23 protein-coding genes and 1 riboswitch are annotated in these 23,373 nt (G+C 70.3%); of the genes, 15 read left to right on the top strand and 8 right to left on the bottom strand.

Annotation, left to right across the window (positions count from 1 at the left end; all coding sequences use genetic code 11):
• The first annotated feature begins 158 nt into the window (after window positions 1-158).
• Window positions 159-288, top strand: a riboswitch (FMN riboswitch).
• Window positions 289-466: 178 nt separating this feature from the next.
• From ribD to JAO84_RS05565, 10 genes are all read left to right on the top strand, one after another.
• Entirely contained in the window at window positions 467-1,561 is a 1,095-nt protein-coding gene (gene ribD, locus JAO84_RS05610; protein ID WP_370410962.1) for a bifunctional diaminohydroxyphosphoribosylaminopyrimidine deaminase/5-amino-6-(5-phosphoribosylamino)uracil reductase RibD, read from the top strand.
• Window positions 1,562-1,563: 2 nt separating this feature from the next.
• Window positions 1,564-2,208: a riboflavin synthase gene (locus JAO84_RS05605; protein WP_370410960.1), complete on the top strand. Its 645-nt coding sequence runs from the start codon at window positions 1,564-1,566 to the stop codon at window positions 2,206-2,208.
• On the top strand, window positions 2,205-2,843 hold the full coding sequence (locus tag JAO84_RS05600) for a nicotinamide riboside transporter PnuC (RefSeq protein WP_370410958.1): 639 nt from the start codon (window positions 2,205-2,207) through the stop codon (window positions 2,841-2,843). The genes JAO84_RS05605 and JAO84_RS05600 overlap by 4 nt, the downstream gene beginning before the upstream one ends.
• A complete protein-coding gene (locus tag JAO84_RS05595) occupies window positions 2,840-4,117 on the top strand; it encodes a bifunctional 3,4-dihydroxy-2-butanone-4-phosphate synthase/GTP cyclohydrolase II (RefSeq protein ID WP_370410956.1) in 1,278 nt (425 codons plus the stop codon). Before JAO84_RS05600 ends, JAO84_RS05595 begins: the two co-directional genes overlap by 4 nt.
• Window positions 4,118-4,186: 69 nt before the next feature.
• A complete protein-coding gene (ribH, locus tag JAO84_RS05590; RefSeq protein WP_265867104.1) occupies window positions 4,187-4,672 on the top strand; it encodes a 6,7-dimethyl-8-ribityllumazine synthase in 486 nt (161 codons plus the stop codon).
• A gap of 48 nt (window positions 4,673-4,720) precedes the next feature.
• Window positions 4,721-4,993 carry a phosphoribosyl-ATP diphosphatase gene (locus JAO84_RS05585; protein WP_116162050.1) on the top strand — a complete coding sequence of 91 codons (273 nt, stop codon included), beginning with the start codon at window positions 4,721-4,723 and terminating at the stop codon, window positions 4,991-4,993.
• Between the two features lie 62 nt (window positions 4,994-5,055).
• Window positions 5,056-5,904: an ATP phosphoribosyltransferase gene (gene hisG / locus JAO84_RS05580; RefSeq protein ID WP_370410953.1), complete on the top strand. Its 849-nt coding sequence runs from the start codon at window positions 5,056-5,058 to the stop codon at window positions 5,902-5,904.
• A 53-nt stretch (window positions 5,905-5,957) separates the two neighbouring features.
• On the top strand, window positions 5,958-6,413 hold the full coding sequence (locus tag JAO84_RS05575; RefSeq protein WP_370410951.1) for a PH domain-containing protein: 456 nt from the start codon (window positions 5,958-5,960) through the stop codon (window positions 6,411-6,413).
• 263 nt (window positions 6,414-6,676) lie between these two features.
• Window positions 6,677-8,017 (top strand): hemolysin family protein, encoded by a 1,341-nt coding sequence (locus JAO84_RS05570; protein ID WP_265867101.1) that lies wholly within the window; start codon window positions 6,677-6,679, stop codon window positions 8,015-8,017.
• Window positions 8,014-9,144, top strand: a complete 1,131-nt coding sequence (locus JAO84_RS05565; protein WP_265867100.1) for a hemolysin family protein — start codon at window positions 8,014-8,016, stop codon at window positions 9,142-9,144. The genes JAO84_RS05570 and JAO84_RS05565 overlap by 4 nt, the downstream gene beginning before the upstream one ends.
• A gap of 30 nt (window positions 9,145-9,174) precedes the next feature.
• On the opposite strand, the gene JAO84_RS05560 is transcribed toward JAO84_RS05565, so the two are convergent.
• Both JAO84_RS05560 and JAO84_RS05555 read right to left on the bottom strand, forming a co-directional pair.
• Window positions 9,175-11,064: an AAA family ATPase gene (locus tag JAO84_RS05560; RefSeq protein ID WP_265867099.1), complete on the bottom strand. Its 1,890-nt coding sequence runs from the start codon at window positions 11,062-11,064 to the stop codon at window positions 9,175-9,177.
• 306 nt (window positions 11,065-11,370) lie between these two features.
• Window positions 11,371-12,027, bottom strand: coding sequence for a uridine kinase (locus JAO84_RS05555; protein ID WP_370410948.1), 657 nt, complete (start codon window positions 12,025-12,027; stop codon window positions 11,371-11,373).
• A 186-nt stretch (window positions 12,028-12,213) separates the two neighbouring features.
• Here JAO84_RS05555 and JAO84_RS05550 point away from each other — a divergent pair, with 186 nt between their 5' ends.
• Window positions 12,214-13,581 carry a peptidase C39 family protein gene (locus tag JAO84_RS05550; RefSeq protein WP_370410946.1) on the top strand — a complete coding sequence of 456 codons (1,368 nt, stop codon included), beginning with the start codon at window positions 12,214-12,216 and terminating at the stop codon, window positions 13,579-13,581.
• On the opposite strand, the gene JAO84_RS05545 is transcribed toward JAO84_RS05550, so the two are convergent.
• Window positions 13,529-14,671: a tyrosine-type recombinase/integrase gene (locus JAO84_RS05545; RefSeq protein ID WP_370410944.1), complete on the bottom strand. Its 1,143-nt coding sequence runs from the start codon at window positions 14,669-14,671 to the stop codon at window positions 13,529-13,531. The two genes, JAO84_RS05550 and JAO84_RS05545, sit on opposite strands and share 53 nt — an antisense overlap.
• A 748-nt stretch (window positions 14,672-15,419) precedes the next feature.
• On the opposite strand from JAO84_RS05545, the gene JAO84_RS05540 reads away from it, so the two are divergent.
• The gene (locus JAO84_RS05540; protein ID WP_370410942.1) at window positions 15,420-16,253 is read left to right on the top strand and encodes a hypothetical protein; all 834 of its coding nucleotides are present in this window, start codon (window positions 15,420-15,422) and stop codon (window positions 16,251-16,253) included.
• An 84-nt stretch (window positions 16,254-16,337) separates the two neighbouring features.
• Entirely contained in the window at window positions 16,338-17,090 is a 753-nt protein-coding gene (locus JAO84_RS05535) for a hypothetical protein (protein WP_370410940.1), read from the top strand.
• Window positions 17,091-17,234: 144 nt separating this feature from the next.
• On the opposite strand, the gene JAO84_RS05530 is transcribed toward JAO84_RS05535, so the two are convergent.
• On the bottom strand, window positions 17,235-18,104 hold the full coding sequence (locus JAO84_RS05530) for a hypothetical protein (protein ID WP_370410938.1): 870 nt from the start codon (window positions 18,102-18,104) through the stop codon (window positions 17,235-17,237).
• A 334-nt stretch (window positions 18,105-18,438) separates the two neighbouring features.
• Here JAO84_RS05530 and JAO84_RS05525 point away from each other — a divergent pair, with 334 nt between their 5' ends.
• Entirely contained in the window at window positions 18,439-18,762 is a 324-nt protein-coding gene (locus JAO84_RS05525) for a hypothetical protein (RefSeq protein ID WP_370410936.1), read from the top strand.
• Window positions 18,759-19,124 (top strand): hypothetical protein, encoded by a 366-nt coding sequence (locus JAO84_RS05520; protein WP_370410934.1) that lies wholly within the window; start codon window positions 18,759-18,761, stop codon window positions 19,122-19,124. Before JAO84_RS05525 ends, JAO84_RS05520 begins: the two co-directional genes overlap by 4 nt.
• A 427-nt stretch (window positions 19,125-19,551) precedes the next feature.
• On the opposite strand, the gene JAO84_RS05515 is transcribed toward JAO84_RS05520, so the two are convergent.
• From JAO84_RS05515 to JAO84_RS05500, 4 genes are all read right to left on the bottom strand, one after another.
• Window positions 19,552-20,442: an HEXXH motif-containing putative peptide modification protein gene (locus JAO84_RS05515; RefSeq protein WP_370410932.1), complete on the bottom strand. Its 891-nt coding sequence runs from the start codon at window positions 20,440-20,442 to the stop codon at window positions 19,552-19,554.
• 57 nt (window positions 20,443-20,499) lie between these two features.
• Entirely contained in the window at window positions 20,500-20,661 is a 162-nt protein-coding gene (locus JAO84_RS05510) for a hypothetical protein (protein WP_370410930.1), read from the bottom strand.
• A gap of 92 nt (window positions 20,662-20,753) precedes the next feature.
• On the bottom strand, window positions 20,754-21,473 hold the full coding sequence (locus tag JAO84_RS05505; RefSeq protein ID WP_370410928.1) for a 2OG-Fe(II) oxygenase: 720 nt from the start codon (window positions 21,471-21,473) through the stop codon (window positions 20,754-20,756).
• A complete protein-coding gene (locus JAO84_RS05500) occupies window positions 21,470-23,353 on the bottom strand; it encodes a radical SAM protein (protein ID WP_370410926.1) in 1,884 nt (627 codons plus the stop codon). Before JAO84_RS05500 ends, JAO84_RS05505 begins: the two co-directional genes overlap by 4 nt.
• Window positions 23,354-23,373 lie beyond the last annotated feature (20 nt).

Below are 23,373 nucleotides of genomic sequence, written 5' to 3'. Positions count from 1 at the left end.
AAGGTGACACGGACATTAAGAGGACTAGACCAGTGCGTCAATAGGTCTGGACCAACGAAGGATTTCGTGGCAGGGTCATGGCGGGTTGTGAGTCAGCCCACAGGACCTCACCCGTATGGCCGGTCGCAGTCCGTGGCATATTGGTCCTGTATCAGCAGCAGCGCACTCCGGGGTCGGTGTAATTCCGAACCGGCGGTATAGTCCGCGACCCGTCCGCAGCCAGCGGCCGGTTGACCAGGTGAGATTCCTGGACCGACGGTGAAAGTCCGGATGGGAGGCAGTGCGCGGCGGGCGACCCCTTCTCGGGGTGAGCCGGCCGTACGTCCGCTGGTCGCCGTACCGGATCCCGGTCCCGGCGCCCCAGCAGGCATCCGGCCTCGGCACACCCTGCGCAAGGCTCTCGTACCCGCTCTCTGTCGTCATCGACAGGCCCCGGAGTCCGTGCCCGAAGAGGCAGGAGGACCCGGTGGCCACCCAGGCCGACATCACCGCCATGCGACGCGCGATCGCGCTCGCCGCCCGCGGTCTCGGCTCCACCAGCCCCAATCCGGTCGTCGGCTGCGTCATCACCGACGCCTCCGGCCACCAGGTCGGCGAGGGCTGGCACCAGCGCGCCGGCGGCCCGCACGCCGAGGTCCACGCCCTGCGCGCGGCCGGTGTCCTGGCCCGCGGCGGCACCGCGTACGTCACCCTCGAACCCTGCAACCACACCGGCCGCACCGGCCCCTGCGCCCAGGCCCTGATCGAGGCCGGGATCGCCCGCGTCGTGTACGCGGTCGGCGACCCGAATCCGCAGGCCACGGGCGGTGCCGACACCCTGCGCGCCGCCGGCGTCGAGGTCGAGCAGGGCCTCCTCGTGGACGAGGCCGAGGCGGGCAACCTGGCCTGGCTCACCTCCGTACGCACCGGCCGCCCCTTCGTGCGCTGGAAGTACGCCGCCACCCTCGACGGCCGGATCGCCGCCGCGGACGGCACCTCCCGCTGGATCAGCTCCGCCGAGTCCCGCGCCGACGTGCACCGGCTGCGCGCCGAGGCCGACGCGGTCGTGGTCGGCTCCGGCACCGCCCGCGCCGACGACCCCCACCTGGCCGTACGGGGCGTGGAGGGCGCCGTCCAGCCGCTCCGCGTGGTCGTCGACACCGAGGCCACCGCCGTCAAGCCCGGCGCCCGGGTCCTGGACGACGCCGCGCCCACCCTGATCGCCGTCGCCGAGGACGCCGAGACCGCGCTCGAACCGGTCGTACGGCTGCCCCGCGCCGCCACCGGCGGGCTCTCCGTCCCCGCCCTCCTGGACGCCCTGTACGCGCGCGGCGTCCGCTCCGTCCTCCTCGAAGGCGGCCCCACCCTCGCGGGCGCCTTCCTCGCCGCGGGCGCCGTCGACCAGGTCGTCGGCTATCTCGCCCCGGTCCTGCTCGGCGCCGGCCCCGCCGCCCTCGCCGACGCCGGAATCACCACCATCGCGGAGGCGTTGCGCCTCGACGTCACCGAGACCGTGCGCATCGGGCCCGACCTCCGCGTCACCGCCGTCCCCACCGTCCCCGCCACCCCCAAGGGAGCCTGACCGTGTTCACCGGAATCGTCGAAGAGCTGGGCGAGGTCGTCGCCGTCGAGCAGCTGGAAGACGCCTCGCGCTTCCGCCTGCGCGGCCCGCTGGTCACGGAAGGCGCCCAGCACGGCGACTCGATCGCCGTCAACGGCGTCTGTCTCACGGTGGTCGAGTTCGGCGACGGCGAGTTCACCGCCGACGTCATGGCCGAGACCCTCAAGCGCTCCTCGCTCGGCGCCCTGGAGGTCGGCTCCCGGGTCAACCTGGAGCGGCCGATGGCCGTCGGCGGGCGCCTCGGCGGTCACATCGTCCAGGGCCACGTGGACGGCACCGGCACGATCCTCGACCGCGAGCCCTCCGAGCACTGGGAGATCGTCAAGGTCGGCCTGCCCGCGCAGCTCGCCCGCTACGTCGTCGAGAAGGGCTCGATCACGGTCGACGGCGTCAGCCTCACCGTCGTCGAGGTCGGCGACGACTGGTTCACCATCAGCCTCATCCCCACCACCCTCGCGCTGACCACGCTCGGCATCAAGCAGAGCGGCGACCCGGTCAACCTCGAAGTGGACGTCATCGCCAAGTACGTCGAGCGGCTGCTCGGCCCGAACGGGCCCTCGAACGGGACCCCGAGCGGGCCCTCGAACGGACAGGAGAACGTCAAGTGAACTGGCTCAACTCCGAGGCGTTCACCCTCCTCGACCAGCACATCATCTGGTCGGACATGATCGGCAACATCTTCGGCCTGGTCGCCCTCACCCTGGGCTGGCGCCGCTCGGTGTGGACCTGGCCCGTCCAGTTCCTGGCCGGTCTCATCCTCTTCGGCGCCTTCTACGGCCACCTCACCGGCAGCGCCGGCAAGCAGGTCGTCGTCATGCTGGTCGCCCTGTTCGGCTGGTGGCAGTGGAGCCGCGGCAAGGGCCAGGGCACGGACGGCCACATCTCCGTGCGCTTCGCCACCTGGCGCGAGCGCGGCGCGATGATCGCCGCTGCCGCGGCGGGCACCGTCGCCGTGGCCCTCCTCTTCAAGGCCTACCCGAGCCTGTCCTGGGACCCCTGGCCCGACGCGTACATCTTCGTCGGCACCATCGTCGCCATGTACGCCCAGGCCCGCGGCATGGTCGAGTTCTGGTTCGCCTGGCTGCTCGTCGACCTCGTCGGCGTCCCGCTGAACTTCGCCAACGGCTACGCCTTCTCCGGCTTCGTCTACGTCATCTACGGCGCGCTCGTCCTCTGGGGCATGCGCGACTGGTGGCTCCGCTCCCGCACCACCGCCCCCACCCTGGAAGGAGCCCGCGCATGAACCCGCTGTCGCTCTGGGACACCTCCGACCTCTCCCTCGACCCCGTCGAGCAGGCCATCGCGGACATCGCCGCCGGCCGCCCCGTGGTCGTCGTCGACGACGAGGACCGCGAGAACGAGGGCGACCTCGTCATCGCCGCCGAGAAGGCCACCCCCGAGGTCGTCGCCTTCATGATGAGCGAGTGCCGCGGCCTGATCTGCGCCCCCATGGAGGGCGAGGAGCTCGAACGGCTCCGGCTGCCGCAGATGGTCGACCACAACACCGAGTCGATGCAGACCGCCTTCACCGTCTCCGTCGACGCGAGCCGCGCCCACGGCGTCACCACCGGCATCTCCGCCGCCGACCGCGCCACCACCCTGCGCATGCTCGCGAGCGGCGAGTACGAGCCCGGCGACTTCGTGCGCCCCGGCCACATCTTCCCGCTGCGCGCCAAGCCCGGCGGGGTCCTGGTCCGCAACGGGCACACCGAGGCCGCCGTCGACCTCGCCCGGCTCGCCGGACTCCGCCCGGCCGGCGCCATCGTGGAGATCGCCGGCGAGGACGGCGTGATGCTGCGGCTGCCCGAGCTGGTCCCGTTCGCCCGCAAGCACGGCCTGACGATCATCTCCATCGAGGACCTGATCGCCTACCGGCGCTCCGCCGAACCCACCGTGCGCCGCGAGGCCGAGGTCCGGCTGCCCACCCGGCACGGCGACTTCACCGCGTACGGCTACCGCTCCACCGTCGACGGCGTCGAGCACGTCGCCCTCGTCCACGGCGAGATCGGCGACGGCGCCGACGTCCTCGTCCGGGTGCACTCCGAGTGCCTCACCGGCGACGTCTTCCACTCGCTGCGCTGCGACTGCGGCCCCCAGCTGGAAGCCTCCATGGACCGCATCACCGAGGCCGGCCGCGGCGTCGTCGTCTATCTGCGCGGCCACGAGGGCCGCGGCATCGGACTGCTCTCCAAGCTGCGGGCGTACGAGCTCCAGGAGCGCGGCCGCGACACCCTCGACGCCAACCTGGAACTGGGCCTGCCCGCCGACGCCCGCGACTACGCGGCCGGCGCCCAGATCCTGGCCGACCTCGGCGTGCGCAGCCTGCGCCTGATGACCAACAACCCCGACAAGATCGACGCCCTCACCCGGCACGGCCTCACCGTCGAGGGCCGCGAGCCCATGCCGGTCCAGGCGGGCGAGCACAACCTGCGGTACCTGCGCACCAAGCGGGACCGGATGGGCCACGACCTGCCCTGGCTGGACGGCACGGCCGCCCCCACCTGCGGCAACCAGTAATCCGCCAACCAGTAAGCACGCAAGCACGCAAGCACGTCAGCACGTACGTACGAATCGGCTAGGAGAGACATGAGCGGCAAGGGCGCACCCGTCCTCAGCGTGAAGAACTGCGGCGACCTCCGCGTCGCGGTCATCGCGGCCCAGTGGCACGAGAAGATCATGGACGGCCTCGTCGACGGCGCCCTGCGCGCCCTCAACGAGCTCGGCATCGAGGAGCCCACCCTGCTCCGCGTCCCCGGCAGCTTCGAGCTCCCGGTCGTGGCCAAGGTCCTCGCCCAGCGCGGCTACGATGCCGTGGTGGCGCTCGGCGTCGTCATCCGCGGCGGAACGCCGCACTTCGAGTACGTGTGCCAGGGCGTCACCCACGGCCTCACCCAGGTCTCGATCGACACCGGCGTACCCGTCGGATTCGGCGTCCTGACCGTCGACAACGAGGAGCAGGCCCTCGACCGGGCCGGCCTCGAGGGCTCCAGCGAGGACAAGGGCCACGAGGCCGTCACCGCCGCCGTCGCGACCGCGACCATCCTGCGCACGGTCAGCGAACCCTGGCGCTGAAACCCTGACGCCGAGACGCGCCTGCCCACCCCGTACTCTTAGGACATCATGGCGAACAAAACCTTCGAAGAGCTCTTCGCCGAGCTCAAGCTCAAGGCCGAGACCGGCGACCCGGCGACCTCCCGCACCGCGGAACTGGTCGGCAAGGGCGTCCATGCCATCGGCAAGAAGGTCGTCGAGGAGGCCGCCGAGGTCTGGATGGCCGCCGAGTACGAGGGCAAGGAAGCCGCCGCCGAGGAGATCTCGCAGCTGCTGTACCACGTCCAGGTGATGATGGTCGCCCGCGGGATCTCGCTCGACGACGTCTACGCCCACCTCTGACCTTCAGAGCACGCACCGCACCACGCAAGACACCGACATCCGAGGCAAAGGAAGCCCGTCCCATGCTGCGCATCGCCGTCCCCAACAAGGGTTCTCTCTCCGGACCTGCGATGGAGATGCTCCATGAGGCGGGCTACCGGCAGCGCAAGGAGTCCAAGGAACTCGTCACCGTCGACCCGGAGAACGAGGTGGAGTTCTTCTACCTCCGCCCCAAGGACATCGCGATCTACGTGGCGTCCGGCCGGCTCGACATCGGCATCACCGGCCGCGACCTGCTCCTGGACTCCGGCGCCAACGCCGAGGAGATCCTGCCGCTGAACTTCGGCCGCTCCACCTTCCGCTACGCCACCCGCCCGGGCACCGCGAAGGGCCCCGCGGACTTCCACGGCATGACGATCGCCACCTCCTACGAGGGCATCGTCGCCAAGCACCTCGCCGAGCAGGGCGTCGACGCCTCCGTCGTGCACCTCGACGGCGCCGTCGAGACCGCGATCCAGTTGGGCGTCGCCCAGATCATCGCGGACGTCGTCGAGACCGGCACCAGCCTGCGCAACGCGGGCCTCGAGGTCATCGGCGAGCCGATCCTCACCTCCGAGGCCGTCGTCGTGCGCCGCACCGGCGCCGTCGACGACGACCCCAAGGTGCAGCAGTTCCTGCGCCGCCTCCAGGGCGTCCTGGTCGCCCGCAGCTACGTGATGATGGACTACGACTGCCGCGCCGAGCACCTGGAGCAGGCGGTCGCCCTCACCCCGGGCCTGGAGTCGCCCACCGTCTCGCCGCTGCACAACGAGGGCTGGGTCGCCGTGCGCGCCATGGTCCCCGCCAAGGAGGCGCAGAAGGTCATGGACGACCTGTACGAGCTCGGCGCCCGCGCCATCCTCACCACGGCCATCCACGCCTGCCGTCTCTGAGCCGCGCGGCCGCACGGAAGAAATCCAGGAACGCCAGAAATCCAGGAACGCCGATGTCCTCCGACACCACCCTCCCCGCCCTCCCGGTCACCTTCCGGCCGGGCCGCACCCGGGCCGTCCTGCTGACCCTCGGCGTGGTGATGTTCGTCGTCATCACGGCGGTCGGGCTGATCCTGGAGAAGCTGAACCCGGGGGAGCGGGTCAGCTTCGTCTTCACCGCCGCGCTCTTCCTCGGCGTCCTGGTGCTGCTCAGCCGCCCCAAGGTGGTCGCCGACGAGGACGGTGTGACGGTCGTCAACATCACCCGGAAGCGACGGCTCGCCTGGGCCGAGATCCTCAGGGTCAATCTGCGCCCCGGCGACGCCTGGGTGTTCCTCGACCTGAGCGACGGCACCAGCCTGCCCGCCCTCGGCATCCAGCCCGGCATCGCCAAGGAGCAGGCCATCCGCGACGCCCGCGCGCTGCGCGCGCTCGCCGAGAGCCGGGGCACCGGCTCCGAGTCCCGCTGACCCCGGTCCGACGCCGGTCCGACTCGGGTCCGGCTCGGGGCCGACCCTGATCCGTCCCCCATACGGGGCCGACCCCCTGCCCGTGACAGCACGGGCGTGACTAATCTGGTGGCGGTGGTGCCGAGCGGCACCACCGCCTCGCATGTGCAGGGCCGCCCGCCGGCGGCCCGCGAGGCCGCCCTTCGACCCGAGGAGTGACTCCCTCCGGCAATGGACGGATCGTCCGGTAGTACCTGCGCCGCCCCCTCACCCGAGGCGGCGGCATGATCGTCTCTCTCCTGCTGCTCGCCGCAGCCTTCCTCCTGATCCTCGCCAACGGCTTCTTCGTGGCCGCCGAGTTCGGCCTCGTCACCGTCGAGCGCGCCGAGGCCGAGCGCGCCGCCGCCGAAGGCGACCGCCGCGCCCGCGGCGTCGTACGGGCCCTGCGCGAGCTGTCCTTCCAGCTCTCCGGCACCCAGCTGGGCATCACCATCACCTCGCTGGTCACCGGCATGCTCGCCGAGCCCGCGCTCGCCGGACTGCTCGACGGGCCGCTGACCGCGACCGGACTGCCCGAAGGGGCCGTCTCCGGCATCTCCGTACTCGTCGGCATGCTGCTCGCCTCCGCGGTGCAGATGGTCGTCGGCGAGCTCGTCCCGAAGAACTGGGCGGTCTCCCGGCCGCTCCAGGTGGCCCGTTTCGTGGCCGGCCCGCAGCATGTCTTCGCGAGCCTCTTCCGGCCCGTGATCGCGCTGCTCAACACCGTCGCCAACCGGCTCGTCCGGCTGTTCGGCGTGGAGCCGGCCGACGAGCTCGACTCCGTCCGCACCCCCGGCGAGCTGGTCTCCCTGGCCCGCCACTCCGCCGAGGCCGGCGCCCTCGAACAGGACACCGCCGACCTCTTCGTACGGAGCCTCACGCTCGGCGGGCTCACCGCCGAGCAGGTCATGACCCCTCGGGTGAAGATGAGCGCCCTCCAGTCGGACGCCACCGCCGCCGATGTCCTCAACCTGACCCGGGCCACCGGCCTGTCCCGCTTCCCGGTCTACCGGGAGCGGATCGACGAGATCGTCGGCATGGTCCACCTCAAGGACGCCCTCGCCGTCGTCCCGCACGAGCGGCACCGCACCCCGGTGGGCCGGATCGCCGTCCCGCCGCTGCTCGTCCCCGAGTCGCTGCCGGCCCAGGCCCTCCTGGAGCGGCTGCGCCGCGAGCAGCCCATCGCGGTCGTCGTCGACGAGTACGGCGGCACCGCCGGCGTCGTCACCCTGGAGGACATCGTCGAGGAGCTGGTCGGCGAGGTGCGCGACGAGCACGACACGGCCGCCGACGAGCGGCCGGAGCTGGCCGCGGTGCCGTCGGAGGACGGCAGCCAGGTCTGGGAGGCCGACGGCTCCTGCCGGGTGCACACCCTGCACCGGATAGGACTCGACGTGCCCGACGGACCGTACGAGACGGTCGCCGGGCTCGTCGCCGATCTGCTCGGGCGCATCCCCGCCCCGGGCGACCGGGCCGAACTCCCCGGCTGGCGGCTCTCGGTCCGCCAGGTCGACCGCTACCGCGCCGAGCGGGTGCGGATCATGCGCACCGCCCCGGTGCCCGTCGGGGCGGAGGCGGCCCGATGAGCCTCCTTCCCCTCCTCTTCGCCGTCCTCCTGGTGCTCGCCAACGGCTTCTTCGTCGGCGCCGAGTTCGCGCTCGTCTCCGTGCGCCGCAGCCAGATCGAGCAGCGCAGCGGCAAGCGGGCCCGCCAGGTCCTGTACGGCCTGGAGAACCTGCCGCAGATGATGGCCGCCGCCCAGTTCGGCATCACGGTGGCCTCGCTGACCCTCGGCGCCGTCGCCGAGCCGACCGTGGCCTCGCTGCTCGAACCGGTCTTCCACGCCGTGGGCGTCCCGGACGGCCTGGTCCATCCGCTCGGCTATGTGATCGCGCTCGCCGCGGTGGTCTTCCTCCACCTGGTGATCGGCGAGATGGTCCCGAAGAACCTCGCCATGGCCGACCCCGAGCGCACCGCGCTCGCGCTCGGCCCCGGCCTGGTCGGCTTCGCGCGCCTGTGCCGCCCGGTCACCAGCGCGCTCGGCGCCTGCGCCCGCCTGGTCCTCAAGGCCTTCAAGGTCGAGCCGAAGGACGAGGTGGAGGCCGTCTTCACCTCCGCCCAGCTCGGCCGGCTCGTCGAGGACGCCGGCCAGGCCGGACTGCTCGACCCGGCCGAGCAGGAGCGCCTGGAGGACGCCCTCGAACTGGGCACCCGCCCGGTCACCGACGTCCTCATCCCGTCCGCCTCCCTGGTCACCGTGCCACCGTCGGTCACCCCCCGGGAGATCGAGGAACTGACCGTGCGGACCGGCTTCTCCCGCTTCCCGGTCCGCGCCCCCGGCGGCGCGGCCGGAGTCGGGGCCGGGGTCGGGGTCGGGGGCCGGGGCACCTTCATGGGCTTCGTGCACGTGAAGGACGTCCTGGACCTGGAGGACCGGGAGCGGGCGGTGCCCCAGCAGGTGTGGCGCCCGATGGCCACGCTGCGGGCCGAACTGCCGCTGGACGACGCGCTCACCGTGATGCGCCGGGCCGCGACCCACCTCGCCCAGGTGTCCGACGCCTCCGGCCGGGTGCTCGGCCTGGTCGCCCTGGAGGACGTCCTGGAGACGCTGGTCGGCGAGGTCCGCGACCCTGCCCACCGGGTGCGGACCGTGGTGCGCCACCCCGTGGGGACAGCGGGCGCGCAGCCGTCCGCCAGGGTGATTGCGAGCTGAGTTCGGCCAGAGCGTTGGGGGAGCCGCCGGTCAGATGCCCGGCGGCTCCTGCGGTCCCCGGTCCATGGGGCCGCGCCCCGAGAGCACTTCGCCGTACGCCTGCATCAGGTCCGGCAGCCGCAGCGTGGCCAGGTCCTCGCGGCTCGGCACGGTGCCGTAGCCGGACAGCCGCAGATCGCGGTAGGCGCAGGACTTCTCGTACAGGGTGCGCAGGAAGCGCCCGTTGCCGAGCTCGTCGATCCAGCCCTGCTCGACCACGTGCCCGCTGATGGAGCGCAGCTCGTCGAGGGACTCCTCGTCCCAGCCGTCGCCGTTCGCCGCGGCGAGCACCTTGCCGATCTCGGTCAGCTCAAGGGGGCGGTACGAGGGGAAGTCGACGCGGGTGGTGAAGCGGGAGGAGAGCCCGGGGTTGGCGGCGAGCAGCCGGTCCATGCCCTCCGGGTAGCCGGCCAGGATCACCACCAGATGGTCCCGGTTGTCCTCGGCCCGCTTGAGGAGCACCTGCAGGGCCTCGTCGCCGTAGGCGTCGCCCTTGCTGTAGCCGGTGTTGGAGAGCGAGTAGGCCTCGTCGACGAAGAGCACCCCGCCGATCGCCGAGTCGATCAACTCATTGGCCTTGACCGCGGTCTGGCCCAGATACTCGCCGACCAGATCGGCCCGCTGGGCCTCCACCAGATGGTCGCCGCCGAGCAGCCCGAGCGCGTAGAACACCCGGCCGAGGATCCGGGCCACCGTGGTCTTCCCGGTGCCCGAGGGGCCGGAGAAGACGAAATGCCGTTTCGGCGGCTGGACGGGCAGGCCCTGCCCGGCGCGCAGCCGGGCCATCTCCAGCTGGGCCGACAGGGCCTTCACCTGCCGTTTCACCGGCTCCATCCCGACCATCCGCTCCAGCTCCGCCAGCGCCTCGGCGAGCAGCTCCGGGTCGGTGGTGCCGGCCGGGAAGCGGGGCGGCACCGGCTGCGCCGGGACGGCCGCCTTCTGCCGTACGACATCGGGCGGCTCCGGCGGCGCGGGCGGCGGGCCGGTCTCCGGTCTGAGCAGCAGCCCGTCGCCGCCCGGGCCCTCCGGCCCGTCCCGCTCGCCGTCCACCGTGTCCTGGCCGAGCCCGCCGTACATCGCCGGGGCGTAGCCCACCGGGTCGTCCGGGCCCTCGAAGCCGTCGTACTCGGCGATGGCCGCCAGCCGCGCCGCGGTGTCCATGAACGCCGGGTCGATCCGGTGCACCGCCCGGTAGAGCGGCAGCGCGGCGGCGGACCGGCCGGTGCCCTCGTGCGCCCGGGCCAGCCAGTAGCGCAGCTCCTTGCGCTGCGGCTGCTCGCTGCGGCAGCGCATCAGCGCCGCCGAGAGCAGCGGCTCGGCCTGCCCGTACATCTCCAGGCGCACCCGGGCCATGCCGCCGAACAGACCCGCCTCGATGCCGAGCAGCGGATCGTCGACCAGCGCCTCGGTGTGCCGGACCAGCTGCTCCCAGTCCTTGACCAGATAGGCGCGGCAGGCGTGCAGGAAGCGCACCTGGGGATCGGCGTCGACCGGCGGAAGCCCGGCGAGCGCCCGGTCCAGCTCGGGAACGTGCCGTCCGTCGAGCCAGTGCGAGGCGTGCGCGAGCAGCAGATCGCGCGGCGTCTCGAGCACCGGCTGCACCCACCAGCCCAGCCAGTACCAGGAGTTGAGGGTGCGGCGGTGCCGGGTGCGCTGCTCGCCGAAGCGCTCGCGGTTGCGGTACATCCGCAGCAGCGCCGTCGTGGTGTCCACCCGCAGCGCGTGCAGCCCGAGCCAGCCGTCGGCCATGCCGGGGTCGATGCGCACCGCCGTCCGGAACTCCTCCTCGGCCTGCGGATACGCGCCCATCGTGTAGGCGTCGACTCCGCGCAGCCAGGCGAGCTCGGCGGGGGCATGCGTGCCCTGTGTGCCGAAGTCCATCGGGTCCCCCACAACCGTCTACACGTGGACGGGAATTGACCGCACCGAGGGGCATCGTACCTGCGCAGGGGGTGCGTGATGAGGGAGAAGAGGGCGATCGGCCGTGATCGACGCGATCCGCCGGCCGTCCACCGGTCGTGACCCACGGTGATGACGGGGGCGGAACGAAGCCCCCGATCACGGGGGAACAACCGGGGGCTTCGCGTCCGCGGCGACTCCGCAGAGCCGCACATTCAGAACGTAAGACCTGTACGCCCCTTGGGTCAAGCCGAGTTGAGGCACTTGCGGAAGTGGAGTTCCGCCCACTCAGTTTGCGGCCGGGGACCCGTCACGATGGGTGATGATCTGGTTCGGGCCCGCTGTCACAGAGGGCCCTGGCAGCCACTCGTAACCCTTCCCGCGCTCCCGTACCAAGGTGTCGGCGAAGGGCCGCGACGGGTCCTCCGTGAAATGGCGAGTCTCCGCCACGGTCCAGCCGTCCCAGAAATCCGCCTGCGCCGGCCCGTCCCGGTGCCGCCCGCGCGCCCAGGACTCCTCGGCACCGCGCTCCATCCACAGCAGCCGCGCCAGGAACGGCCGCACCACCCGCCGCCCGGCCCCCACGCCCTCCAGAAGCACCACCGGCGCCGGCTCCAGCGTCCGCGCCGGGCCGAAGGAGCGCAGATTCCAGTCGTACGGGTGATAGCGCGCCGCCCGGCCCTCGGACAGCGGCACCACGACCTGGTCGAGGAGCCGGCCGTCCCACTCGAAGAGATCCTCGTGGCTCGCGAGGTCGTCGAGATGCAGCACGGGCGCCCCGCCCAGGGCGGCGGCCAGCCGCGCGGCGAGCGTCGACTTGCCGGATCCGGCGTGCCCGTCGACCGCGACGAGCCGCACCGGGCCGCAGGAGGGCGGCAGCAGGCGCAGGGCGGTGGCGGCGCGGTCGAGGCCGGGGCCGGGGCCGGGGTCGGGGTCGGCGGTCATGGCTTCAGGATAGGGGAGCGGGCTTCCGGGATCCGCCCCAGGTCAGCGGGGCTCGTCCCGCCACTGGTGGAGACCAATATTGCTCGCGCGGCACGTGTCGAATCGCTGGCAGAAGGCGTCCGCGAGCCGCGATAGTGGGGCCCGCAGCCCGTCCGTTCGCCACCACCGACTGGAGGGTCACCGCCCATGCCCCCTGCCACCCCGCGCAGAACCGTCCTCGCCGCCGTCCTCGCCGCGGCGGCCGGAACGGCGGCGTCCGCCGCGCCGGCCGCGGCCACGGAAGCCCGCGCCGACGAGGCCGCCCCAGGTCGTGCCCCCGCCCCCGGACGCGTGGACAACCGCTTCTGGTCCACGTACACCGACTGGCGCTGCGGCACCGCGGCCGGCACCCGGGCCGTCGCCGGCCACCGCCCCGGCCTGGTGCTCGCCGCCCCGGCCGGCCGCACCGACTACACCGACCCGCACACCGGCCGGACCGGCACCTGGGAGTACGCGACCTGGACCTCGCCCGTCCACACCTCCACGGTCCCCGCGACCGAGGTCATCGCCTCCTGGAACGCCCACACCCCGCCCGGCACCTGGATCCAGGTCGACCTGCGCGGCACGTACGGCGACGGCACCGACACCCCGTGGTTCGTGATGGGCCGCTGGGCCTCCGGCGACGCCGACATCCGCCGCACCTCGGTCGACGACCAGAGCGACGGCAGGGCCTCCATCTGGACCGACACCTTCTCGATCGACGACCCGGCGAACGGCCTCCGCCTCCTCTCGTACCAGCTCCGCCTCACCCTCCACCGCACCCCCGGCACGGACCTCTCGCCGGTGGTCTGGCGGCTCGGCGCGATGGCCTCCGACATCCCGGACCGCTTCGAGGTCCCCGCCTCCGCGCCCGGCCTCGACCACGAGCTGACCGTGCCGCGCTACTCCCAGAACACCCACGTCGGCCAGTACCCCGAGTACGACAACGGCGGCGAGGCCTGGTGCAGCCCCACCTCCTCGCAGATGATCGTCGAGTACTGGGGCCGCCGCCCCACCACCGCCGACCTCGCCTGGGTGAACCCCGACTTCGCCGACCCCCAGGTCTGCCACGCGGCCCGCCACACCTACGACTACCAGTACGCCGGCTGCGGCAACTGGCCCTTCAACGCCGCCTACGCCGCCGCCTACCCCGACATGAACGCGGTCGTCACCCGCCTGGGCTCGCTCACCGACCTGGAGACCCTGATCCGCGCCGGCATCCCGGCCATAACGTCCCAGTCCTTCCGCAAGGAAGAACTCACCGGCGCCGGCTACGGCACCTCGGGCCACCTGATGACCGTCATCGGCTTCACCGCGGACGGCGACGTGATCGCCAACGACCCCGCCTCCCCCAGCAACGAGGCGGTCCGCCGGGTCTACCGACGGCGCGAGTGGGAGAACATCTGGCTCCGGACCAAGCGTTATGACGCAAACGGCAAGGTCAGAGGCGGTACGGGCGGTGTCTGTTACCTCTTCTGGCCGGTCAAGTCAGCACCAAGTCAGCACCGCGCACTGCAGGCGCTCGGCCTGGTGTGAGCATGTGCGGCCCGACGGTCGTCTCGACGACCTGACGGCAGCGCTCCTGGCCGTCCTGCGTGAGGTGGCCGTACCGGTCCACCGTGACCTTGATCGAACGATGTCCGAGCCAGCGAGACACCTCGTGAATGGACACTCCGTTGGTCAGGGCCACGGTGGTCCATTTATGCCGCAGGTCGTGCGGGTTGTATGCGGGAAGCTCGAGCCGTTTGATGGCGCGGTCCCACGACTTGCGTAGAAGATCGGGATACGGCATTCCGCCGCTTGCATTTCGGATCGGAAGCCGGTCGATGAATGGCTCAAGGGAAGCCGGCACGGGTATGTCGCGCCACTCGCCTTCTTTCCGATGCTTCAACGGGGCGTATTTCGGCGTGTACTTTCCGGAGGCGTCCTTGTAACGAATCACCTGCCGCCGGATTCGCAGGGTGCCATCGCGCATGTCCTCCGGGAAGACTCCCAGAGATTCCCCTATACGAAGTCCGCAACACGTCATGAGCCATATCGCCGGAGACAGACGAGGCCCGATCTCCTCGGCGATGGCGGTTATCTCGTCGAAGCTGGGAAGTTTCCTGTCGTCGACAGGAATGACAGGGTTCTCCAGCTTCTCGGCCTGCGTCATGGGATTCACGGGAATCCGCCTGTGGCGCACAGCGTGGGAGAACAGCGCCGAGAGGGCGATGTGCCGGGACTCGATGGTGTTGAGGGCCGCCCCATCCCGGCGCCAACGTGCGTACAGACCCTCGATGTCCGCTGCGGTGACCTGCGAGATCATCTTGCTCCCCAGGTGGGGGACCACGTGGAGGCGGACGATGCGCTCGTACGACTCGAGGGTGCCGGCGGAAGCCGACTTCTTCGCGAGCCAGTCGTCCGCGTACCGGCGGAGCGACACCTTGCCGGCGTCGGGGTCGACGTAGATGTTCTCGCGCTTGTCGCCTTCCATCTTGGTGGCGAAGTCGACCGCGTCCTTCTTCCGGGCGAACGACTTCTCCCGCTGACGCCCGGTGCGTCCGCCCGGCTCCCTGTAGCGGACGGTCCACCGCTTGCCGGACACGGCAGAACCGTTGTCGATGATTTGAGCCAACCTGTTCACCCATCTCTGCTCACCCGGCCGGTGGCCGCGTTTTTCGGTGTGGGTGGTGTTGTAGTCGATGTTTCCGGCCGCGCCAAATTCTTGGAAAAGAGAAGATTTGACGACCCGTGTCGCCTTGGGTGGTAAAGTCGCGATGATGCCCGGGAGGGCACGCCGCCCACCGTTCGATTACCGTCCGGCATGGCTCGCCGACAGGGGGGAGATCGGGGAGCTTCCTGGCTTCATATCCACCCGAGCTGGTCAGCTCCTACGTCAAATGCGGCCTGATCTGTACCCACCGGGCCCAGGGCTTCGGCGCAGTCGGCGGGTTTCCGTTTCGTGATCGCTTGAGCCCGAGCAGGGCGAGCGTGCGGTCCGCGTTGCGGGCGTTGCATCGCAGAGCGGCGGCGATGTTGGTCGGGTCGGTCAGTCGTAGGGCGCCGATGGTGAGGTTGCGCCAGGTGGCCATAGTCCGGGATGCGTTGCCGGTTCGTAGTTGTGAGGCGTCTTCGGCGAACGTGGTGTCTCTGACGTGGCGCAGGGCTTCGATCTGCCAGTGATCACGGATCAGGGTCGCCAGCTGGGCGGGACTGGGTTGCTCGGCGATGAGGCTGGTGGCGGTCGCCGCCGCTCAGGATGGCCCGACAGTGCGTCGGTGGACGTTCCACCTCGCTCGTGGCAGCGAACCAGGGGCCGTCTCCAATTGGCAGTGCGCCTGCCGGTGGTGGTGCGGCAGGATCAGGGCATTGATCACGACCACTCTGGGGGCATGGTGCAGGAACTCCGCTTCGACGAGAACATCCGGTTCGCTGTGGAGGTGAGCGGCGATCAGGTGGCTCTGCGTCCTGCGCTCGGCGGCCATGAGCTGTTCGTCCCGCTCGCTGTCTCCGTGCCGACGTTCGTCAAGGCCGGCAGAATTCTCACCCTTGAGGTCGAGCTGTTCGGCTTCGGCACCGTGCCCGGTCAGCGGTCGCGGCTCGCCCGGTACACCACTAGCCTGCCGTACACCGAGCAGATACTGATCCACCGCCTGAACCTGCCCTTCCCGCTGACCTCGCGCCAGGTGTACGCGGTAGATGAGGGGCGCCAGGGGGACATCGCGTTCGAGGTCACGATGCGGGCGACGTTGCCCCGAGCAAGTGGGTACCCCGGCTCCACAGAGGAATCCCTGCGGTTCACCATCGCCAAGAGCCGCTGGGAGGACCAGCTTGCGCAGCTGGGCCCCTCGGCGGCGTACGAGATGGCCGTCCCGTATCCGCTCGGTGATCCCGAGCGGGACAAGGTGGGCCGCACCTTGCGGGAAGCTCAGCGGCTCCTGAACGCCGGCGAGATCCTGCCGGCGATTCTGCAGATCCGGCTGGCACTGGAATGGGTGCAGCAGAACTGCGGATGGGACAAGTCCAGCCAGGGCAAGCGCGCACGTGATTGCAGCCAGTCCGAGCGTTGGTGGCGGATTCTGGACTCTCTGTACAGCCAGACCTGCGGAGCGCTCCACGACGACGAGATCACCCGCGACTTCGAGTACAGCCGTGCCGAAGCCGAGACCCTGCTGGCAATGACAGCCGCGCTGCTGCGCAATGTGCCGGGCAAGCAGGCCGAGTAGCCGCCGGGGCGACCACATGCTCGTGAGGTCGTGCCCACCGATATCCCGGTGTGCGTGCCTGTCCCGATCCGGTATGCCTGTGTCGTGATCGCACCCAACACCGTCGACCTCGACGACCCCGCCACGTGGCCGGCCGACCTCTCCGACCTGATCGCCGAACTCGCTTTCGCCGTCCCCGGAATGCTCGACACCGGGAGCGACCTTCACAACGAGGCCAGCGAGCTCGCCAAGCACGACGACCAGGTCCGCGAGATGCTCGCCGGACGCCTGCTGCGCACGTACCACGCGACCCGGCTCCTCGATCACGAGATCGAGGACGTCCGGGCGTCCGGCCTGCGCACCCTGACCGAGGGCTCCCTGACCGAGCGGGTGGACAGGGCGATCAAGGCGGGCAGCATCCCCGCGCACTATGTGAACGCGTTGCGTGAATCGACTGCGCTCGCCCACGAGCCGCCGCACACGGTGCGGTATCGGTTCGGAGAGGTGAGCGTGGTCAGCTCTCGACAGCCGCTCGCGAAGACGTGGCCCCACCGGTTGCTGTCGAACTGGGGCGGAGAGGTACGGCAGTTCGGCCCCGTCTGGACGGACGGCGAGTTCGAGAGCATCCGCCGCCTCGGGCACCCATCGCTGATCATCGCGGGTATCGACGTTTCCACTCAAGCTGCCGTGGGCACGGGTCGGGAACTCATCTTCGACTTCATCGGTATTCACCTCGGCCTGGACGGCAACGGCGTCACCATCCACTACACCGCCGACATCCCGGGTGAACAGATCGTGGACATCTGCCTCCCGGGTCACCCCGAGTACGACCGGCACCCTCACTTCCCGAGGCCGTAGCCGGTCTGCCGCCCCGATCCGAGAACGCCAGAGACCGCCCATGGCAGACGATCACGTGCTAACGATCGCCAGCCGGACCCGCGCGAGCACCTCACCGAGACAGCACACCGGCCCCGTTGATCAGTGGAAATCACGTTGGCGGGCTCATTGAGACGTGCTGTTGCCATCCAGGACAGCCCTGGCAGCGGCGAGGAACTCCTCTTGGGCATCCAGAAGCTGCGCATCGGTCCCCTGCCACTCTTCGCGGACCAAGTCCGGGTGCCTCAGGCTGGCGTGGAGGAAGGTCATTCCCTGCTTGCGAAGAGACCTGGGTATCTGCATCAGCGTTGTAAACGCGGTGTCTTGCAGGTCGCGGATCTGTGATGGCGATGAGCGCACGCGTAGTTCTGTTTCCAGGGCCGCCGAGCCGTCCGGGTACACATGGATCTGTGCCTTGACTACGTCCGTGGCTTCGACGAACTCGCTCAGCGGATCGTCTACGGCAAGGCCGGCGCGTGCTGCCCGGATGCTGTGCGCGGCCTCATCTACCTCCGCTCTTGTTTCACGCACGTCGATGAACCGCTCGCAGCGATGAACGAGAGCCTCTGCCTTGACGGCAGGCTGCTCTGGGCCCTCCAGGGAGACGACGAGAGCGGCCTCCTGTGTCGCAATCCGCGCTGCGGCAAGAGCGGTGCGCTGCGCCGGAAACACCCCGCGAGACGCGCGGTCTTCGACGGAGCCTTCAGTCAGCAGTCGGCCAGCGGTACGTGCCTGGTGGACGGCCAAGAGCAGCGCCGTATAGGCGTCTCGCCGTAGCCCGCGCCGCCACTGAGAGTGCGTGTTGGCGGCTTCGGCTCGCACAGCGTCGAGAGCAGCGCGGTAACTGGCCTCTGCCTGGGCGAATCCAGCGCGACTTGACTGCTCTGCGGCACGTATGGCTGCCTTCATCTGCCAACGGCCCACAACGAGCGCCGCTGGGACCCCAACGGCAGCAACGACAACGGCGGCTATGGCCCCAAATTCCTGAAGATCCATCCCTTGATCTTCACGTACGCGGTGGGTTGGGTGTGCAGGGATTCGACATAGTCACCAGGCTTCCGGTTCATGACGAGCTGCCAGTTGGTCGGCCAGGGAGAATGAAACAGGGCGCGACGCCCCGTGACCTGCCGGGAAGACCGTGCCTGCCGGAGCATCATCGTTGATCCCGCCTGCCCTTGACCAACTCCGAGAGCATCCAGACGTTGCGCTGGAAGCACTGCCCGGACTGTTGGTCCGCCGCGCTCGCGGTCCGATGCTCCGGCAGGTTGTCCTACGATCGCCCCGGCTGCCGTCCGGTGGCCGGGGCCTCATCGTGCAGGAAGGAACCACCTTGCCCACGCACACCCTCACCATCAACGGCGAGCAGATCACACTCACCGAGGGGACTGTCCTCCTGGCCGCAGCCGACGCGCGTCCGAACGTCCGCCCTCAACGCCACGGCGTACTCGTCGGCTCCGTCCTCTGGGCACCGAAGGACCTACTGCGGACCGTCGTCGGCAGCGAAGACCTGGGGAACGTTGACTCCCCGCGGGCTATGAAGGCGTTCAACAACCTCGGCTTCCAGACCTTCACGGAGACTGTCTACTCTGCGGACGGCCTCCCCTTCGTCCATCCCCAGAACCAGCTCCGGACCCAGGATGGAACTCGATCATGACCGCATCGACCACGCTCGTATTCGCCGCCTTGGTCGAGGAGATCGAGCAGAAGCGTGGCGTTCTCCAAGTCAACGTTCGGCGCCTGCGCGACACCCTCGGGGCTGGCCGCACCGGCAGCACCGTGGCCCGCACTATTGAGACCGAGCTCGCCCGCGCGGGCATCGTGCACTTCCCGCCCAGCATCCCGACCAGCCAGGACCAGGCAGTCGTCCTGTGCACGAACCCCATGGTCAAGATGGTCATCGAGAACCTCCGCGCAGCCGACGTCGAGGAACCGACAGACGCGGTCGTCGTAAAGGCGGCGATCACCCTCCAACTCGTCGCTGCCGCGTTCACCCCCGGCAAGACTGAGGAGGCATGATGACCGACCCAACACCGTCCGTGCAGCTCGTCGCCAAGCCGGAGGCTGCGGGAAGTTGACCGCCGGGAAGTGATCGAGGGCGCCCCTGCCAGGCGAATTGGCGGGCGCCTTCCTGCTGCTCAGGGTGTTCGCGGCCAGCGCCTGGGGAGTGGCTTACTTCATCGCGAGCGCCACAGAGCCGCGTTTTCAGATAGCCGTCTGACCTTCAGAGTATTCCCCGAGCCGGACACTGCCTCAGCATTGGCACGAGCGCCGCGCCGCCATCCCTGGCTCGCGCTGTGCACGTGTGATGCAGGGAGCGGACGCTGTCGCCGCGCGGGCGGCCGGGGGCGTACGCGGGGACCGGGAGCTCAGGTACGGCACGCACGTCTCTGTGTCCTGAATGGTGACCTGGGGGTTCGTTCCGGAGTGGCCCGACCCACCGACGCTACATCCCGTGAGTGGCTCTGCCCACGGCGCGGCTGATGTGATTACGGACCACCTCGGCGGGGACGTAGGAGAGCGCCTCTACCAGCGAGTCAGTGACGGAGGCGAACTGGCTCTCCTGCTGGCGAAGGTGGGCGTCGAGGAAGGGGACCACAGTCCCTGTGGCGGCACGGCGGGCCTGCCGTGCGTACAGCACGGTGAGGGAGAAGGCCCAGCAGGCGTGAAGGAAGCCGTATACGGGACGAGTAGTCCCACGCCAGGGTGAGAAGAAGGTGAGGTCGGCGGGGAGGCGCACGTCGTGTGCGGCCAGGGCGTCGTTGAGCCAGTTGTGGGCGGCCTCGTGGATCAGGTCGCGGGCCAGGACCTCGGGATGCGCGGTGTAGTCGGTGAAGACCGTGCCCGGGAGGCGGGTGAGGGCCCAGCTGTGGAGGGTCTCGTCGAGTCGGCGACGGTTGAGCAGGCAGATGACGGGGGCGTGCTGGGTGAGCAGGGTGCCGAAGCCGTGTTCGGCCGCGGAGGCGAGGGCGGCACGAACGAGGCCAAGGGCCTCGGGTGGGGCAGGGCTGGTGTGGGGGCCGACGAGGTAGTACGCGGTTTCGGAGATCTCCGACCGGAGCAGGTCCGCGGGGCGAGCGCTGAGCACGATGTGCGGGCCGGCCGACAGGTGCGTCAGGTCTCGCACCGTCGTACGCCGGAACCAGGCGAGGCGGTCCGCGTCCCGGGCGCGCGCCGCGTGTTCGGCGCCTTCGAGCAGGTGGTGGGCCACGGAGTAGTCGAGAGCGGACGAGCCGAGGCGGTTGCCGAGCATGGAGGCGATGCGGCTGGTCCGTTGGCGCTGGTGGTCGGCGATACCGTCGAGGGCGACCAGGGCTTCCGGGGAGAGAGCGCTCATCTGGGGCTCCGGGAGTGGAACGGGGCCGGACCGGGACGGGCCCGGCCCCGTGGCGGGTCAGGACTCGGTGGTGGGCTCAGCGGCGTCAGGCTGCACCATGGTGGCCAGCCAGGTCTCGGTGGCCGCGTTGGAGGTGTGCGCGGTGGTGCGAACGGGGCCGCTGTCACGCAGGGACGCGACCGCCTCCAGGAACTCGTCGAACGTCTTGTCGTCTTCCACTGCTCGCTCTCTCTCCTCAGGTAGGGGCCGTGGGTCGGGGCGTAGGACTGGTGCGGGCGGGCCGCGGGGGCCGGTCACGGATGCACGGCTCCTTACTCGGAGACGAAGAGCGTCAGGAACTTGCGAACGCGGCCGGCGCGGACCGGTTCGGTGCCGTGGACGAGTTGGCTGCCGAAGACCACGAGAGTGCCGGGAGCGGGTGCGACGCTCCATCGGGTGCGGGGCATGGCGCGAAACCAGGGGGAGGACATGTCCGTTCCGTCGTGTGCGAAGCGCATCCCCGGGGCGTAACCCGACTCGGTCGGCGCCTCGTCGGTGGTCCAGGCGGCGTTGCTGCCCGTGGTCTCCACGTAGAACGCCCCGCCTGTGTCCTGGATGTCCGTGAGCGTGACCGTCGCGGCGGCGATCTGCCGAGGACAGGTGAGGGGATCGGGGGCGATGCCGTCCGCATGCGGGGTGATGTACTGGCCGGCGCCGTACTCGAGGTAGATCCACGGCCGGTGGCAGGTGACCGACGGCAGGGTGCGCGTGATGGCGGACATGTGGAGCTTGAGGGCCTGGTCGAGGAGGGTGGTCGCCTCGTACGGGATGTCGGTCATCTCGATCCGGCCGGCCGGCTCGTAGACGTCCTGCGCCTCGGCGGGGGAGTGACCGGGGATCTCGTGAATGGTCGTATGGCGCCCCGCGCCGTACCGGTCGCGCCCGAGGGAGCCGAGCGCGTCGTCCATGACGTCGTTGAGGCGCTCGATCTCGTTCGGTTTGAGGAAGCTTTCCACGGTCCGGATGGACAGCGTTTCGGCGATGTGGATCACTGCTCGCCTCCATCGCTGGAGTGGGCTTCGGTCGCGCAGGCGCAGAGGGTGGACGGCGGGGCAGAGGCGGCTTCGGCTAGGGCCTCCGTGAGTACGTGCACTGCCTCGGTGAGGTCCTCGAAGTACTCGGCAGGCGTGGTGCCGGCAGAGGGTACGAGATGGAGGTCGAGGGTCGGATACACCCGGCCAGTGGTGCGGCACGTGAGCTCGTTGCGGCCGAGGACCAGCGAACACGCTCCGGGCAGGGAGGACTCGGCTCGGCTGGCGGCACGGCACAGGCGCGCCGCTGTTCGCGTGTACTCGGCGCGGTCGCGCGGCAGGACGCCGACCGAGAGGAACCGGGGCTCGGCTCCAGGGAGGTCGGCGTAGGCGTGGCCCTGGCAGCTGTCATAGGTGACGGTGTTCCAGCCCGCGGTGAGCGCTTCGACGACCGGGCGGACGCCGGGCTCGATGCCCTCGTACCACTGGGGGTGCCGCGGGTCGAGATCATCCGCCTCGTGAACCCCGGGGAGGCCGACCGTGTTGATGTTGCCGTGCGCGCTTACCTGGAGGCGTGCTGGTTGGCGCGGTGCGGCGGGGGCGTCCCAGCGGGCCAGGAACGCCACGACGTGGTGCATGTCGTTGGGGCGGACGGGACGCCAACGCAGCCGGGAACAGGAGGCACTGGGCGGGAGATCCGGCTGGGCGAGCAGGGCGGCGACGCCGTCGATCAGGCGCATGCGGTGGTCGCAGTACGCGTCTTCGTCGCCCGCGGCGGCGAAGCGGAGGCGGACCGCCGGGCAGCCCGCGCCGCAGGTGTCGCGGTAGTCGCAGGTCGTGCATTTCGTGACCAGGGAGCGTGCCTGCCGGAGCAGGGGAGAGCTGCCCTGGGCACCGGCCACGTCGGCCTCAGCGTGTACGTCGCCGAGCGCGGCGAGGCCGGCCTGGGGCCAGGGCAGTTCGTCGCAGCTTCCTAGGCGGTCATCGGGATAGAGGGTGAGGACGTGGTCGCACTTCAAGTCGGAGAAGTGACAGGAACGGGTTTGTAGACCTCTCATGCGGCGGATGACGGAGACGACGGGCTCCAGCTTGACGCGGTGGAACAGGCCGTTGGCGACCCAGTGGTGGGCGGCCTGCAGCACGAAGTCGGCGTACTGGCGCGGCGTGACGGCCCAGGCCGGGCCGGTGGGGCCGATGGCCCGTCGCTGGAGTGCCCGGCTGGTCGGCGTACGGGATCCCGCCACAGTGGTCGACCGGGTGACCGCCGCGTCGAAGCACGGCACCAGGCTGACCGTCGTCACGGAGGGAAAGGAGGCGAGGTGCTCCATGACCTCGGAGGCTCGGCCGAGGACGTACGGGGTGACGGCGCAGATGACGCCGACGCGGCGTTCCCGACGGCCGAGGAGTTCCAGGGCTTCGATCACTCGGGGGTACGTGGGCTGGCCGTCGTAACCGACACGCCACGAGTTCCCGAGCGCGTCCCCGTCGAGGGAGAGGCCGATCTCCAGCTGGGGATAGTGCTGCTCGAACAGGTCCAGCCAGGCGTCGTCGAGCTGGAGGCCGTTGGTCTGGAGGCTCACGCGGATGACGTTCGGCTGTGCGGCGAGCGCGTCCAGGATCTCCGCGATCGGTTCCCGGCCGGCGGTCAGGGGCTCCCCGCCGTGGAGTTCGACGCTGAGCGGACGCCCGGAGAAGATCGAACCGAGGCGGTGGACCTGTTCTGCGCTGATCCGGGCGCCGCCCGGTGACTCCTTGCGCTTCTCGAAGCAGTACAGGCAGTCGATGTCGCAGGTCTCCCCGCGGAGCTTGAGGATGACGGACACGGCCGTGTCCGGCCCGGTGCTCGACAGCGGGGCGTAGAGACTCTCCAGGTCGATGGAGGCGGTGCGGGTGACGGGCATCAGAGGACTCCGGAGGAGGA

It is taken from the genome of Streptomyces fradiae (assembly GCF_041270065.1).
Lineage (GTDB): Bacteria > Actinomycetota > Actinomycetes > Streptomycetales > Streptomycetaceae > Streptomyces.
Note: the sequence above shows the minus strand (reverse complement) of the source record. Positions and strands in the feature narration are given on the sequence as shown.

Bases quoted from the DNA above. Each gene is read 5' to 3' on its own strand.
- JAO84_RS05595 (WP_370410956.1), top strand. From the start codon at position 2,840: ATGAACCCGCTGTCGCTCTGGGACACCTCCGACCTCTCCCTCGACCCC.
- ribH (WP_265867104.1), top strand. From the start codon at position 4,187: ATGAGCGGCAAGGGCGCACCCGTCCTCAGCGTGAAGAACTGCGGCGAC.
- JAO84_RS05585 (WP_116162050.1), top strand. From the start codon at position 4,721: ATGGCGAACAAAACCTTCGAAGAGCTCTTCGCCGAGCTCAAGCTCAAG.
- hisG (WP_370410953.1), top strand. From the start codon at position 5,056: ATGCTGCGCATCGCCGTCCCCAACAAGGGTTCTCTCTCCGGACCTGCG.
- JAO84_RS05575 (WP_370410951.1), top strand. From the start codon at position 5,958: ATGTCCTCCGACACCACCCTCCCCGCCCTCCCGGTCACCTTCCGGCCG.
- JAO84_RS05570 (WP_265867101.1), top strand. From the start codon at position 6,677: ATGATCGTCTCTCTCCTGCTGCTCGCCGCAGCCTTCCTCCTGATCCTC.
- JAO84_RS05565 (WP_265867100.1), top strand. From the start codon at position 8,014: ATGAGCCTCCTTCCCCTCCTCTTCGCCGTCCTCCTGGTGCTCGCCAAC.
- JAO84_RS05560 (WP_265867099.1), bottom strand. From the start codon at position 11,064: ATGGACTTCGGCACACAGGGCACGCATGCCCCCGCCGAGCTCGCCTGG.
- JAO84_RS05555 (WP_370410948.1), bottom strand. From the start codon at position 12,027: ATGACCGCCGACCCCGACCCCGGCCCCGGCCCCGGCCTCGACCGCGCC.
- JAO84_RS05550 (WP_370410946.1), top strand. From the start codon at position 12,214: ATGCCCCCTGCCACCCCGCGCAGAACCGTCCTCGCCGCCGTCCTCGCC.
- JAO84_RS05540 (WP_370410942.1), top strand. From the start codon at position 15,420: ATGGTGCAGGAACTCCGCTTCGACGAGAACATCCGGTTCGCTGTGGAG.
- JAO84_RS05530 (WP_370410938.1), bottom strand. From the start codon at position 18,104: ATGGATCTTCAGGAATTTGGGGCCATAGCCGCCGTTGTCGTTGCTGCC.
- JAO84_RS05520 (WP_370410934.1), top strand. From the start codon at position 18,759: ATGACCGCATCGACCACGCTCGTATTCGCCGCCTTGGTCGAGGAGATC.
- JAO84_RS05515 (WP_370410932.1), bottom strand. From the start codon at position 20,442: ATGAGCGCTCTCTCCCCGGAAGCCCTGGTCGCCCTCGACGGTATCGCC.
- JAO84_RS05500 (WP_370410926.1), bottom strand. From the start codon at position 23,353: ATGCCCGTCACCCGCACCGCCTCCATCGACCTGGAGAGTCTCTACGCC.